The organism is Virgibacillus subterraneus (genome assembly GCF_900110695.1).
Classification (GTDB): Bacteria; Bacillota; Bacilli; order Bacillales; family Amphibacillaceae; genus Lentibacillus; species Lentibacillus subterraneus.
Genome location: NZ_FOEH01000001.1, coordinates 504,099 through 519,862, shown reverse-complemented (window position 1 = coordinate 519,862; position 15,764 = coordinate 504,099). Strand labels below are relative to the sequence as shown.

12 protein-coding genes are annotated in these 15,764 nt (G+C 39.5%); all 12 read right to left on the bottom strand.

From position 1 onward, the window contains the following. The 12 genes from prfA to icmF all read right to left on the bottom strand — a co-directional run bounded on the left by prfA (position 1) and on the right by icmF (position 15,764). Complete coding sequence (gene prfA, locus BMY13_RS02490) at positions 1-1,071, bottom strand: peptide chain release factor 1 (RefSeq protein WP_092502254.1); 1,071 nt, start codon at positions 1,069-1,071, stop codon at positions 1-3. A 284-nt stretch (positions 1,072-1,355) separates the two neighbouring features. After that, positions 1,356-1,976 (bottom strand): thymidine kinase, encoded by a 621-nt coding sequence (locus BMY13_RS02485; protein WP_092491440.1) that lies wholly within the window; start codon positions 1,974-1,976, stop codon positions 1,356-1,358. Between the two features lie 344 nt (positions 1,977-2,320). Next, complete coding sequence (locus BMY13_RS02480) at positions 2,321-2,566, bottom strand: type B 50S ribosomal protein L31 (protein WP_092491439.1); 246 nt, start codon at positions 2,564-2,566, stop codon at positions 2,321-2,323. A 149-nt stretch (positions 2,567-2,715) separates the two neighbouring features. Further along, a complete protein-coding gene (gene rho / locus BMY13_RS02475) occupies positions 2,716-3,996 on the bottom strand; it encodes a transcription termination factor Rho (protein ID WP_092491438.1) in 1,281 nt (426 codons plus the stop codon). A 396-nt stretch (positions 3,997-4,392) separates the two neighbouring features. Next, positions 4,393-5,361, bottom strand: coding sequence for a class II fructose-bisphosphatase (gene glpX, locus BMY13_RS02470; protein ID WP_092491437.1), 969 nt, complete (start codon positions 5,359-5,361; stop codon positions 4,393-4,395). A 98-nt stretch (positions 5,362-5,459) separates the two neighbouring features. Continuing rightward, positions 5,460-6,746, bottom strand: coding sequence for a UDP-N-acetylglucosamine 1-carboxyvinyltransferase (locus BMY13_RS02465; protein ID WP_092491436.1), 1,287 nt, complete (start codon positions 6,744-6,746; stop codon positions 5,460-5,462). A gap of 182 nt (positions 6,747-6,928) precedes the next feature. Continuing rightward, complete coding sequence (gene fsa, locus BMY13_RS02460) at positions 6,929-7,570, bottom strand: fructose-6-phosphate aldolase (RefSeq protein ID WP_092502252.1); 642 nt, start codon at positions 7,568-7,570, stop codon at positions 6,929-6,931. 64 nt (positions 7,571-7,634) lie between these two features. Continuing rightward, the gene (gene fba / locus BMY13_RS02455; protein ID WP_092502250.1) at positions 7,635-8,501 is read right to left on the bottom strand and encodes a class II fructose-1,6-bisphosphate aldolase; all 867 of its coding nucleotides are present in this window, start codon (positions 8,499-8,501) and stop codon (positions 7,635-7,637) included. Between the two features lie 191 nt (positions 8,502-8,692). Next, positions 8,693-9,052 carry a response regulator gene (locus BMY13_RS02450; RefSeq protein WP_092491433.1) on the bottom strand — a complete coding sequence of 120 codons (360 nt, stop codon included), beginning with the start codon at positions 9,050-9,052 and terminating at the stop codon, positions 8,693-8,695. A 203-nt stretch (positions 9,053-9,255) separates the two neighbouring features. After that, positions 9,256-10,854, bottom strand: coding sequence for a CTP synthase (locus BMY13_RS02445; protein ID WP_092502247.1), 1,599 nt, complete (start codon positions 10,852-10,854; stop codon positions 9,256-9,258). 496 nt (positions 10,855-11,350) lie between these two features. Beyond that, entirely contained in the window at positions 11,351-11,908 is a 558-nt protein-coding gene (rpoE, locus tag BMY13_RS02440) for a DNA-directed RNA polymerase subunit delta (protein ID WP_092502245.1), read from the bottom strand. Between the two features lie 616 nt (positions 11,909-12,524). Then, on the bottom strand, positions 12,525-15,764 hold the full coding sequence (icmF, locus tag BMY13_RS02435; protein ID WP_092503399.1) for a fused isobutyryl-CoA mutase/GTPase IcmF: 3,240 nt from the start codon (positions 15,762-15,764) through the stop codon (positions 12,525-12,527).

Below are 15,764 nucleotides of genomic sequence, written 5' to 3'. Positions count from 1 at the left end.
TTATTCACCAATTTGCTCTAATTTTTTGGTTTGTTCTTCAACTAACATTGCATCAATGAAGTCATCTAACTTGCCTTCTAATACCTGGTCAAGCTTCTGAATCGTTAAACCAATGCGGTGATCGGTAACACGAGTTTGCGGGAAATTATACGTACGAATACGTTCCGAACGATCTCCTGTACCTACAGCTGATTTTCTATTTTCATCATACTCAGCTTGTGCCTCACGCTGGAATTTATCATAAATACGTGCACGCAAAACTTTCATCGCTTTTTCCTTGTTTTTAATCTGTGATTTTTCATCTTGACATGATACAACAACACCTGTTGGATCATGGGTCAAACGAACAGCGGACATTGTTGTGTTAACACTTTGTCCACCAGGGCCACTTGATGCAAATGTGTCCACACGAATATCTTTCTCATGAATATCAATTTCGACATCTTCTGTCTCAGGCAGTACGGCTACAGTTGCCGTTGATGTATGAATCCTGCCGCCAGATTCTGTTTCCGGAACACGCTGGACTCGGTGTGCACCATTTTCATATTTCAACTTGGAGTATGCTCCAGTACCATTTATCATGAAAATAATTTCCTTATATCCGCCAACTCCAGTGGAACTAGCCTCAATTACATCTATCTTCCATCCCTGCATCTCGGCATATTTAGAATACATGCGATAAAGGTCACCTGCAAATAACGCAGCCTCATCACCGCCGGCAGCACCACGAATTTCCATAATAACGTTCTTATCATCATTAGGATCTTTTGGCAGAAGAAGAATTTTCAGCTTCTCTTCAAGTGATTCTGTATTTTCTTTTAATTCCTCAATTTCCATTTTAACCATATCATTCATTTCGCCATCAAGGTCATCTTCAAGCATAGCCTTCGCATCGTCTAACTGCGACATTTTATCTTTATATTCACGATATACCAGAATAATTTCCTCAAGACCTGATTGTTCCTTCGAATACTCTCGTAATTTGTTCGTATCACTTATAATATCCGGATCACTAAGTAGTTCATTAAGCTTATTATAACGATTCTCCAATGATTGTATACGATCTAACATCACGGTCACCTCTTTCTAATTAACAGTATAATTATAGTATACTCCCGTGAGGAGGTCAAAGTTTACTTTTTATATGGTGATTTTCTGCCTTGCAGAAGCTCTTTCTATTTGTGGGATCTGGGGCGCAACTGTTGCGTGTTGATTCAGTATTCGTTGCCGTTGATTCAGTATTTGCTATACCTGATTCAGTACTCACTTGCAATCATTCAGTTTTTTTGGCCAAAAAAAGCTAAATCCAGAAATCCTTCACTCTCTAATCAAAAAAAGAGCGCTAATGCACTCTTTTACTTGGATAGTTTTGATAGGGTTTTTACTACTTCATTTTTGGGTTTGTTTGGGACTTCATGATGATGGCGGCATCTTGGTTCATATGATTCAGATGCACCTACCATGATTACCGGGTCGTCATATGATGCCGGCTTACCATCAATTAAGCGTTGGGTTCGGCTTGCAGGTGATCCGCAAATTGGGCAAATAGCATTAAGCTTGGATACTGATTCACTCAGCGCCATTAATTTTGGCATCGGTCCAAATGGTTCACCACGAAAGTCGGTATCCAAGCCAGCTGTAATTACACGAATACCTTTATTCGCCAATTCATCAGCTACTGCTGTAATATTATCGTCAAAAAATTGGACTTCGTCAATACCGATGACATCCACTTCATTATCGATATCTTCCAGAATTTCATCCGAGTTTTTGACAGGGCGTGCGATAGCCGATGTGCCGTTATGTGTTACAACTGAATCATCGGCAAAACGATCATCAATCGCTGGCTTAAAAACGCGTACAGATAAGTTGCCGTATGTTGCACGACGAACGCGGCGTATTAATTCTTCTGATTTACCAGAAAACATACTGCCACAGATGACTTCTACCCAGCCACTTTGTTTCATAATGTACATATGCGGGATCTCCCTTCAACGTGTTTTCGATATGTATTTATATTATTGTTTAACATTTATTTCGACAAATATTGATTGGCAGTTAAGAAAGTATAGCATAAGTGCAACTAAAGCTTGGCGATATGCCAAGTTTTCTAATATTAGGTTATCCTATCCCACATTTCTGAACCGTAGTTTAAAAATGGAAGTAAAAAAACAGGCAAAGGTAAGACATTTTGCCTGTTTCTACTTTTGACTGAATCTATCCAGCCTTTTATCAATCCAGCTTCAGAACTGGAGATACAAATCATAATTAATTAGCAAACTATGTGCAATATATATGATTCCCCAGCTCTTTCAGCCTCTTAGTTCATTTTATATTTTTTCTTGAATCGGTCTACACGTCCGCCAACTTTGTCAGCTTTTTGTTTACCTGTGTAGAACGGGTGTGAATCTGAACTGATTTCAACACGGATCAATGGATATGTGTTACCATCTTCCCATTCAATTGTTTCTTCTGAGTTTTGTGTTGAGCCACTCATAAATTTAAAATCTGAGCTTGTATCAAGAAACACAACTTTTCTGTATTCTGGATGAATATCTTTTTTCATGTCTTTCCACTCCTTTTTGCCCTGAGTCCTTTGGAACAGAGTTTATTGCAAGAGCCGTCATAGGTACGATACCTTATCTAAACTCACATAAAAAGATTATAACAGTCTATAGTATCGATTGCAATAGCAAAAACTTCCTTAAGACAAGTTTACTTCTTAATACCTTTACGGCTCATTTCTTCGTCCATTTGCTGGAAAAATTCCATATTATTCTTCGACGATCTTAATCGTTTCAGGAAGCGATCAAGGAAGTTATGTGAATCCTGCATCGTTTTTCGGATAGCCCATATTTTATCCAAGTGCTCTTTGGAGACAAGCAGTTCTTCTTTTCGTGTGCCTGATTTTAAAATATCGATTGCCGGGAAAATCCGACGCTCAGCCAGGCTGCGGTCAAGATGCAGTTCCATATTACCTGTTCCTTTAAATTCCTCATAAATAACATCGTCCATCCGTGACCCTGTATCAACCAGAGCCGTTGCCAGAATCGTAAAGCTTCCACCCTCTTCAATATTACGTGCCGCACCAAAGAACCGTTTAGGACGATGGAATGCAGCCGGGTCAATACCACCTGAGAGTGTTCTCCCGCTTGGCGGAATGACAAGGTTATATGCACGTGCCAAACGCGTAATACTGTCCATTAATACAATTACATCACGTTTATGTTCAACTAATCGCATTGCTCGTTCTAAGACGAGCTCAGAAACCTTAATATGGCTTTCTGGACCTTCATCAAATGTTGAACTAACTACATCAACATCTGAATGTACCGAGCGTTCGATATCTGTAACTTCTTCAGGACGCTCGTCCACTAGCAGAATAATTAGTTTTGCATCTGGATGATTTGCTGAGATACTGTTTGCTATTTCTTTTAATAGTACAGTTTTACCAGCTTTTGGTGGTGCTACAATTAAACCACGCTGTCCGAAGCCAACTGGTGTCATCAGATCTATAATCCGGGTAGAAAGACTTTTCGTGTTCTTTTCCAACTGCATAAATCGATCAGGATACAGTGCTGTTAAAGCAGGAAAATGCACACGTTCCTTTGAGGTTTCAGGATCTTCGCCATTCACAGCATCAACATGCAAAAGTCCATAATAACGTTCATTTTCTTTTGGTGGGCGTACCTTTCCAGATACTTTATCGCCGTTTCTTAGGTCAAAGCGGCGAATCTGAGATGCAGAGATATAAATGTCTTCTGCGCTTGCAGAATAGTTGATTGGCCGTAAGAAACCGAACCCTTCCGATGTAATAATCTCCAGTACTCCATCCATAAATAAGTAGCCATCTTTTTCAGCTTGAGCTTTAAGTATAGCAAAAATAAGTTCTTTTTTTGTCAGTTTTGAATAATAAGAAACCTTGTGCTCTCGTGCTAGAGCATATACATCCTTTAATGTTAATGTCTCTAAATGAGAGATTGATAATTCAGCCATTTAATCACCACGCCTATTCATTTTTACATTTTAAAATTTAATCAAAAAATATGAAGTTCTTGTATTTTTAGGCAGATAAGAAAGTATAAATCCTTTCTTACTGCATAAGTGCAACTAAGGCTTTCGCCAATAAGGCTTGGCGAAAAGTCAAATTTTCTAAAGTAAGTTACTCGGGTTTATTAGTTATATGGTCTGTTCTAACAGAAATGAAGAGTTGTCGGAAGCTAGAATAGAAGTTGTTTTTATAAATTATATTAACCAATCATTACTAGTATTAAACATCTACAATAATACCTGTTTGTGTCATAATATTCAACTCTATTTTTATATTCTTGGCAGTTGGATGATAAATAGAGAAGGAAGCCGCGAAATTGGCTTCCCTTCTATAATAATTTATTATGGTTCCATTACGAGGTTTGGTTTTTTCTTCAGGCTATGGTCGCCATCGATAAAACGGACTGTCCCACTTTTGGCACGCATAACTACTGTTTGTGTTGTTGCCTTGACGCCTTTAAACTGGACACCTTGTAACAATTCACCGTCAGTGACTCCTGTTGCGGCGAAAATTGCATCATCACCACCACAGAAATCATCCATATAGAATACTTTATTCGTATCAGCTATTCCCATTTCTTTACAACGATTTGTTTCTTCATCGTTTGCCGGGACAAGCTTTCCTTGGATTTCACCGCCTAGACATTTTAAGGCAACTGCAGCCAGTACACCCTCTGGGGCTCCACCTGTACCTAATAAAATATCTACACCTGTATCATCAAAAGCTGTGTTCATTGCTCCAGCCACATCACCGTCTGGAATTAACTTGATTCGTGCACCTGCAGCGCGTATTTCCTCAACTAGCTCTGCATGACGAGGGCGATCCAAAACGACTGCCACAAGATCTTCCATATTTTTATTTTTGGCTTTCGCAACAGCTTTTAAGTTTTCTAGTGTTGATGCATTAATATCTACTTTGCCTACTGCTTCTGGTCCGACAGCTAGTTTTTGCATGTACATATCGGGCGCATGCAAAAGCTTCTTATGGTCGGCGATCGCTATTACGGCAAGTGCATTCCATGTACCCTGAGCAACAATGTTTGTTCCTTCCAATGGGTCAACGGCTATATCTACCCTTGGACCAGATCCAGTCCCAAGCTCTTCACCAATATAGAGCATTGGTGCTTCATCCATTTCACCTTCACCGATTACAACTGTTCCCTGCATCGGAATTGTATCAAAAACGTCACGCATTGCTGATGTTGCTGCATCGTCGGCTTCTTCCTTTTTGCCTCGCCCCATCCATCGTGCTGATGATAATGCAGCTGCCTCTGTGACGCGTACGATTTCCATTGTTAAACTTCTTTCCATAATATTTCCTCTCCCTTTAAATGTAATATCCTCATCCCAAGAAGATATTAAATATGGAGATTACTACATGGAAGCAATGCAAACTCTTGTTTTTTTGTCTAAGAGTTTTGGAATTGCTCTATTTCTTGTTGTGTCATTTCTTCCCGCCATACATTTGCACCGAGGTCGATTAGTTTCTCTGTAATTTTCTCGTATCCTCGATCAATATGTTCCAGGCCGGTAATTTCGGTTATTCCATTTGCCATTAGTCCGGCGATAATAAGGGATGCACCCGCACGTAAATCAGTTGCCTTTACGCGTGCGCCTTCTAGCTGGACTGGTCCGGAAACAATTACAGATCCACCCTCAACTTTTATTATAGCATTCATTCGCCGTAATTCATCAATATGTTTTAATCTTGCTGAATAAATTGTATCCGTGATAACACCTGTATTAACTGCTTTAGTTAATAACGTTGTAAAAGGCTGCTGTAAATCGGTTGGAAAACCTGGGTAGACGAGTGTTTTTACATCAACGCTTTTAAGTGGTTTTTTTGGAGCAATATATAGTTGCTCGTCTTTTTCTTCCACTACTACGCCCATTTCTCGTAACTTGGCTAATACGGACTCAAGATGCTGTGAAATCACATTGTCGATAATTACTTCTTTACCCTGGGCCGCAGCTGCGATTGCATATGTTCCAGCTTCAATTCGGTCTGGAATGATCGTATGGCGGCACCCGTGTAAATGCTCAACACCTTCAATTCTGATAACGTCAGTTCCGACACCTTTTATTTTCGCACCCATATTTGTCAGCAAGGTAGCTACATCAATAATTTCTGGTTCTTTTGCTGCATTTTCAATCACTGTTTTACCTTTTGCTTTAACAGCTGCAAGCATAATATTAATTGTAGCACCAACACTAACAACGTCCAGATATATTCGCGCACCTTTTAGTTCATTTGCCCTAATATAAATTGCGCCTTGTTCATTGGTAACCTCAGCTCCAAGTGCCTCGAAGCCTTTGATGTGCTGATCAATTGGGCGTGGACCTAAGTGGCAGCCACCTGGCAAACCGATAACTGCCTGGTTGAATTTGCCAAGCATAGCGCCCATAAAATAGTAGGATGCTCGCAGTTTCTTCACTTTCCCATTTGGCAATGGCATTGATACCATATTCTCTGGGTCAATATGCACTGTTTGCCCGTCCCAGCTTACTTTTCCACCAATCTCTTCAAGCAAGTCACCAAGTGTGTACACATCTGAGATCTCTGGTAGTCCTTCAATCATTACATGGGAATCAGCTAAAAGTGCAGCAGGTAATAATGCGACTGCACTATTTTTGGCTCCGTTGATTCGAACCTTTCCGTTTAGCAAATTTCCGCCTTCCACTAACATTTTCTGCATTCGGGGCACCTCACTTTTTGACGCACAGAATGTACTAGTTCCGGATTGGCCACAGAATTAATAGCCCTTTTTTCCGGTTGAGGTTATTCAAAAAATTAATTTTGAACACACATACTTTCTGGTTGTTTTTAGTTTTTACTATTATTTACTTTATTTTGCACAATTTTCCCAATTATATGTGCTTATTTATTATTGTTCCAGTCAGACAGAAACTTTTCGATACCTTGATCTGTCAGTGGATGCTTAACAAGCTGACCGAGAACTTTGTATGGAATTGTTGCAATGTGCGCTCCATTTAGTGAAGCGTCAATAACATGTAATGGATTTCTGATTGATGCTGCAATAATTTCTGTGCTTATATCATGTAAATCGAATATCTCAGAAATAGTTGCGACTAATGTCATTCCGTCATGACCAATGTCATCCAAACGACCAAGGAATGGTGATACATAAGATGCACCTGCGCGAGCAGCAAGTAAGGCTTGATTGGCATTAAAAATTAACGTAACATTTGTTTTTATGTTCAAATCACTGAATGCCTTAACAGCCTTAAGTCCTTCTAATGTCATCGGGACTTTAACTGTTATATTTGGTGCAATTGCCGCAAGTTCTTTACCTTCCTTAATCATACCTTCAGCGTCTTCAGCAATAACCTCAGCACTTACTGAACCTGACACTTCATCGGTAATTTCTTTTAATCGATCATGAAATGAAACACCTTCTTTTGCTACTAAACTTGGGTTTGTGGTCACGCCTGCTAATATACCAAGTTCATTTGCGGAACGAACCTCTTCAATATTTGCGGTATCGATAAAAAATTTCATCGTTTATTCTCCTCTCTTTCTTGCAATAGTCTTGCTATTTAACACTATGCTTAAACTGTTCTTTCTATTTTGCTTGTTTAGAAGAACCAAATTCACGCATTTTGCCAATAACCGTTTCCTTAATTGCGTCACGACTTGGACCTAAATATTTACGAGGATCATAAAGATCCGGTTTTTCATTTAATACTTCTCGAACTTTATTTGCTTGTGCAACCTGACTCTCTGTATTCACATTAATTTTTGCTGAGCCTAAGGAAATGGCACGTTTGATATCTTTCGTCGGAATGCCTGTACCACCGTGCAATACAAGTGGAATATTTGTCAGGTTCATTACTTCCTCCATACGGTCAAATCCGAGGTTCGGTTCACCTTTATAAGGACCATGCACTGAGCCTAAAGCTGGTGCGAAACAATCAACGTTCGTTTCGTTGACAAGTCTTTCACACTCCGCAGGGATTGCATATGCAGCTTCTGCATCTTCAACAATTATGTCATCTTCCTGCCCGCCAACTCGACCGAGCTCTGCTTCAACAGAAACGCCATGAATATGTGCTAGCTCAACTACTTTTCTCGTTAAATCAATATTGTCATCTAGTGGTTGTGAGGATGCATCAATCATCACAGATGTGAATCCTGCCTGAATTGCCTTTGCACATGCTTCAAAGCTTGAACCATGATCAAGGTGGATAGCAACCGGCACAGTTGTACCATATTCTTCCATAAGCGCTTTAACCATTGAAACAACTACTTTAAATCCGTCCATATATTTTCCAGCGCCTTCAGAAACACCAAGGATAACTGGTGACTTTTCTTCTTCAGCAGCCTGCAGAATTGCTTGGGCATATTCCATATTATTTAAATTGAATTGTCCAACTGCATAACCATTTTCCTTGCCCTTTTCGAGCATTTCTTTCATTGATACTAGCGGCATTCTATGTCCTCCTTAGATGATTACGTCTACTTCAATAAATTAAACTACAATATAAGAATACCAACAACAACATCAAGTCGCAAGAACAAAAGAGCAAGTGCCTGTCCTTCGCCGAATTCCACATAACAAAATAGTAGCTAATGTGGTAAAGTCAGCTACAAAATTGTTATCTATTTATAACTTATCAATAATCATCCAATTAAGCTTTTTGTGTAGTCACATACATCTTTAACGTTAAATGGCTTTGCAAGCACCTTTTTTACCATATCGTAATTTTGAGATTCTTTCATTATATCTTCCGCTAAACCACTCATTAATATAGCAGGTACTTCAATTTTATCACGTTCCAATTGCTGTATTACCTCTACGCCATCAACAACAGGTAACTTATAATCCAGCATAATCAAGTCATATGAGCTTTTGTTAAGCTCATCCAATGCTTCCTTGCCCGTTTTTGCCGTTGTTACACGATACCCCTGATTTGTAAATATCTCCTGTAAAAGTAAACGTATACCTGGTTGGTCATCAACCACTAATATTTCCTTTTTCATAAAGATAACCTTCTCCCCACCTCGAACATAAATTTCTCTCTCTTTAACTACATATTTCTACATACACTCCGAAAAATCCTTCTTTTTAAAGAACATATTTTTTATGATCATATGATACAAAGTCACTAATAATAAAAAAGACCTATACAAAGAACAGAATGTACGTTCTCTATATAGGTCCTATTATGTTGTTTATAGTTACGTTATTTATTTACTACTGCACCGATAAAGCCATGGAATAATGCTTGTGATCTTGTTGGACGTGATTTAAATTCCGGATGAAATTGACATGCGACAAACCATGGATGGTCGGTAATCTCAATTGTTTCGACCAATCTGCCATCAGGGCTTGTTCCAGAAAAAATGAATCCATTATCCTTCATTTGCTCTCGGTATTCATTATTAAATTCATAACGGTGGCGGTGGCGTTCATACACAATATCTGCTCCATCGTATGCTGCCTTTGTTTTGGTATTATTTGTTAATTTACATGGATAAATGCCGAGTCTTAACGTCCCACCAAAATCTGATATATTTTTCTGCTCAGGCAATAAATCTATTATTGGATATGGTGTTTTTGGATTGATTTCTGCTGAATGGGCACCTTTTAGTCCTAATACGTTACGAGCAAATTCTACAGTAGCAAGCTGCATCCCAAGACAGATTCCAAAAAATGGTATTTTGTTTTCACGTGCATAGCGAATTGCTTCAATTTTCCCCTCTATTCCACGGTCACCAAAACCACCAGGTACTAAAATACCATCGACATGCTTCAGTTCATTTTTAATTGTTTCTTCATCGAGCTTCTCAGCGTTAATCCAGTTAATTTTAATGTCAGTATCATAGTAAAATCCTGCATGCTTTAATGACTCGACAACTGAGAGATATGCATCAGGGAGCTCAACGTATTTTCCGACAAGTCCGATTGTAACCGTTTCGGAAAGATTTCTTACCTTGTTGACCAGTTGTTTCCATTCACCCATATCTGCCGGCTGACATTCCAGTCCGAAATGATCACATGTCAGCTGATCCAGTTGCTGCTCCTGTAATGAAATAGGAACCTGGTATAATGTATCTGCATCAGGCATTTCAATCACTGCATTTTCGTTTATATCACAAAATAATGCTATTTTCTCTTTCATATCCTTGCTGATTGGCAGTTCTGTACGCAAGACAATCGTGTCTGGCTGAATACCTAGTGAGCGCAATTCCTTCACACTGTGCTGAGTTGGCTTAGTTTTCATTTCGCCTGCAGCCTTAATGTATGGTACCAAAGTACAATGAATATACATAACATGTTCCTTGCCAATGTCACTCTTAATTTGACGTATTGCCTCCAAAAACGGCAAGGACTCAATATCACCAACTGTCCCGCCAATCTCCGTAATAACTACATCTGCTTTTGTAGCTTGACCAGCCCGAAATACCTGTTCTTTAATTTCATTTGTTATATGTGGAATAACCTGAACCGTTCCACCCAGGTAATCTCCGCGACGTTCTTTTTTTATAACACTGGAATATACTTTCCCGGTTGTTATGTTACTGTATTTATTTAAATTAATATCAATAAACCTTTCATAATGACCCAAATCTAAGTCGGTTTCTGCTCCATCTTCTGTCACAAAAACCTCACCATGCTGATATGGACTCATTGTTCCCGGGTCAACGTTAATGTACGGATCAAACTTTTGTATCGTTACTTTTAATCCTCTGTTTTTTAATAAGCGACCTAATGATGCTGCTGTTATTCCTTTTCCTAAAGAAGAAACAACGCCACCTGTTACAAAAATATACTTCGTCACTACTCATCCCTCGTCTTTCTCTATTTATTATTAGATTTATATTTTTCCTGTCTGATTAGAAACCTTTCAAAAACTATGTTCTGCTTAAATAACAAGGGTTAACCATTAGAAAAATCTGGCATTCGCTAATCTTTAGGCGAAATGCCTCAGATTCATTATTCCTAACTGCGTATAAAAGCGTAAGTGGCTGTTCAGTTCCGTATGGGTTTTGCCCGCGCATCGCGATTGGGTCGACGTTGTTGTGTAATGCTGCTATTAGTCGACCTTCCTTTATTTCTTAGCTTAGACATGGGGAGGGAAGTCCATACGGTGCTGGAGCTGAACGTCGCTAAATCTGTAGTCCAGTTATCTTTAGCACTTAATTATTTTATAGTTGCATAAACAATAAAAAAAGCGCCTCCCCTATTAATCAAGGGAAACGCTTTATGACTTTGAATTTAAAGAGCCCAATAAAAATTGTACTCATAAGGGCTAAAAAAGTCAAGCGAGCCTTTTATTATTTTTTATCTTCTTCGTCATCTTCTTCGTCAAAATCGTCATCATCTTCATCAAATTCATCTATATCCTCGTCAAAATCGCCTGATTCGTCGTCAAGGCTTTCATCGAATGCTTCGTCTTTCTCGTCACCATCGTCTCCCGTTTCTTTAAAGTCACCAGTAAGCACTTCTATATCATCAGCGGGAATTTCTTCTTCCTCTTTCGGCTCTTCCTTTTTAGCTACTTTTTTCTTCTTTGGTTTCGGTTTAGCTTTTGCTTTTTTCTTTTTCTTAGGGGCTGCCGCTACTTCTTCATCCGTTTCTTCAACTAAATACCAACGTTTTAGACCCCAGTTATCTGTGTGAACAGCCATGAATCGACCATCAACTGTCAGATTTGTATGGAATTGTGCTATGTTTTCCGATTTTTGCTTTTCTGTGAATCCTTTTAACTCTGCAACTTTATCGTAAACTCCATAGAAATCCTGGGCCTTTTTCTTGTCTGTTAAAATTAAATGTGCCAACTCAATCATTGGTTTGTTTACAAGTTCTTCGCGGCTATACTTTTTCAGGCTCACGATACCGCACTCCCTTTTTCATGTATTAGTGAATTAAATATTATAAGTATCTTAAAGCAGTTAAGAAAGTATAAATTCTTTCTTATTGCATAAAAGCAACTAAGACGTTCGCCATTAGACCTTGGCGATAAGCTAAGTTTCTAACAAACTCTATTTAATATGCTCTCTATAAACCATACCATACATTATAAACAAATCTCACCTGAATATGCTAGTGTAAACTACAAAAAAGTTGAGAAAAAGAGATTATTTTCTCAACCTTAATGTATTCTTCACTCTTGTCTCATCCAGTTCAAGCGCCCAGCGACTAGCGCGACTTCCCTCACCTCTGTACGATAAGTCAACATCGTTTCGCTTCGCTCATACGTGTTTCCTTTATCTCAAAGAATTGTCGGAAGTTCAACTAAGACCGCCACTTTGCGCGGCAACGTTGAACCACCCGCGATACGCGGGCGCAGTCCGTACGTCGCTAAACGGGCGCTTTCACTTTTGATGATCTAGATCCGGTGCCTAGACACTCGAGTCATAAGCAGTTCGCCTCCGTGTGGAAAAACCCCCACACTGCGCGCTCTGCTTATGCTTGTCGTGTCTTTCAAGGCACCTGCGCTTTTCGCAATTACATATTCCTTCTGTATTGTCCGCCTACTTCGTAAAGGGCGTTTGTTATTTGTCCGAGGCTTGCTACTTTTACTGTTTCCATTAGTTCTACGAAAATATTTCCGCCTGAGGCTGCGACTTCTTTTAATTTTGATAATGCAGCCTCAGTTTTGTCTTCGTTACCACCTTGGAATTTGTGCAGTTCGCTTATTTGATGTTCTTTTTCCTCTTTGGATGCTCGCGCAAGTTCCATAGAATCTATTTTATCCTCTGAAGGCGGGTTCGGGTTCAAGTATGTGTTAACCCCTACAAGCGGCAATTCACCGGAATGTTTTTTACCTTCATAGTATAGAGATTCTTCCTGGATTTTTCCGCGTTGATATTGACGCTCCATTGCACCTAGCACGCCACCACGGTCATTCATTTTTTCAAATTCCTGGAGAACAGCTTCCTCAACTAAGTCTGTTAATTCTTCAACAACAAAAGAACCTTGCATCGAATTCTCATTTTTCGTTAAGCCGAACTCTTTATTAATGATCATTTGAATTGCCATTGCCCGACGTACAGAATCTTCTGTAGGTGTTGTGATGGCTTCATCAAAAGCATTGGTATGCAAGGAATTGGTATTATCCTGAATGGCTAATAGTGCTTGCAAAGTTGTACGGATATCGTTAAAGTCAATTTCCTGTGCGTGCAGGGAACGACCAGATGTCTGAATATGGTATTTCAGTTTCTGAGCTCGCTCATTCGCTCCATATTTATCACGCATCGTTACTGCCCAGATACGGCGCGCAACACGACCAATTACTGTATACTCGGGATCTAATCCATTTGAAAAGAAGAATGATAGATTCTGCGCAAATTTGTTAACGTCCATTCCGCGACTCAAATAGTATTCTACGTACGTAAAGCCATTTGCTAATGTAAATGCAAGCTGTGTAATCGGATTAGCCCCAGCTTCTGCTATATGATAACCGGAAATCGAAACGGAATAATAGTTTCGAACTTCTTTATCAATAAAGTATTGCTGGATATCACCCATCATACGCAGTGCGAATTCAGTTGAAAAAATACATGTGTTTTGCCCCTGATCTTCTTTTAAAATATCCGCTTGGACTGTTCCGCGTACAACAGAAACTGTGTCATCTCGAAGCTTCTCGTACTCTTCCTGGTTAGGCTCACGTCCATTATCTTCTTTAAATTTCGTAATTTGCTGATCGATTGCTGTATTGAAAAACATTGCCAAAATTATCGGAGCAGGACCATTAATTGTCATGGATACCGATGTTTTTGGGTCTGTTAAATCAAATCCATTGTATAGCTTTTTCATGTCCTCAAGCGTACAAATACTTACGCCACTTTCGCCAACTTTCCCGTATATATCGGGACGTGGTGCTGGGTCTTCTCCGTACAATGTTACCGAGTCAAATGCAGTTGACAGGCGTTTTGCATCCTCGCCTTTTGATAAATAGTGGAAGCGGCGATTTGTTCGTTCAGGTGTACCTTCTCCAGCAAACTGTCGTGTAGGGTCTTCCCCTTTTCGTTTAAATGGAAAAACTCCTGCAGTAAACGGAAATGCTCCAGGAACATTTTCCTTCATTAGCCATTCCAGACGTTCTCCCCAGTCCGAAAACTTCGGAAACGCAACTTTAGGGATTTTTAACCCTGCTAGTGTCTCTGTTGTAATATCCATTTCAATTTCTTTATCTCGAATGGAGAATGTCAATTTATCCTGACTGTATCTTTCTTTTGTTTCATCCCATCCCTGAAGTGACTTTTTTGCAGCGGGATCAAGCTTTTCTTCGTATTGATCAAACGTTTGATCAATCACGTTTTTAGTGTTCTCGTCCTCTACTACTTCCTTTGCACCTTCAAGCTGATAAAGTTTACGAGCGATATCGCTTTGCTTCTTCGCATTTTGATGATAGTTACGAACGTGAGTTGAAATCTCACGTAAATAATGACGGCGCTCATTGGTGATAATCATGTTTTGCTTTTCCGCGATAATATTACGTTCAAAACTGATTTCATCATTCCAGTCATGTTTTTCATTTAATGTATCAATCAGTGATGCGAACAATGCGTTTGTTCCTGCATCATTAAATTGGCTGGCAATTGTACCAAAGACAGGGAATTTTTCTTTGTCCTGGTGAAAAAGCATATGACTGCGTTCATATTGTTTACGCACCTGATTCAATGCGTCTTCAGAACCTTTTTGCTCATACTTATTGATTACGATGAAATCTGCAAAATCAATCATATCGATTTTTTCAAGCTGTGATGGCGCGCCAAATTCTGCTGTCATGACATACATAGATAAGTCTGTCACATCAGTAATCGCAGCATCACCCTGCCCAATACCGCTCGTTTCAATAATAATGAAATCATATCCTGAAGCGCGAACAACATCAATGACGTCCTGGATTGCTTTGGATAGTTCACTTCTGGAGTCACGTGTTGCTAAAGATCGCATATAAACACGGTCGGTAAAAATTGCATTCATCCGAATTCGGTCACCAAGTAATGCGCCACCTGTTTTCTTTTTCGTCGGGTCAATCGAGATGATCGCAACTTTTTTGTCCGGAACTTCATTAATGAAGCGGCGGATAAGTTCATCGGTTAGTGAACTTTTCCCTGCGCCACCAGTGCCGGTAATACCAAGAACTGGAGCATTATTTGATTCGGATTGAAGCGACTTAAGTACTTGCTGCTTTTCTTCTTGGTCCTTTTGATTACTTTCCATATAGGTGATAAACCGGGCAATTGCTTGACGTTCTCCAGTTAGCAGTTTATCTTTGTCTTTTTTCAGATCAATTGGTGGAAGGAAATCACATTCTTTAAGCATCTGGTTAATCATACCCTGCAGTCCATATTTACGACCATCCTCCGGGGAAAATATCCATGACACCCCATACTCATGCAATTCTTTAATTTCGCGTGGAATGATTGTACCGCCACCGCCACCATAAACTTTAATATGTGTGGCACCAAGTTCATTTAGCAAATCAATCATATATTTAAAATATTCAACATGGCCACCCTGATAGGATGACATGGCAATTCCTTGTGCATCTTCCTGAATGGCTGCGTAGACAACTTCTTCTACTGAACGATTATGCCCAAGATGAATAACCTCTGCTCCACTTGCTTGGAGAATTCTTCGCATTATATTAATTGATGCATCATGTCCGTCATATAAACTTGATGCTGTTACAAAACGGACCGGATTTGTCGGTTTATACAGTTCTGGTTGTTCCAT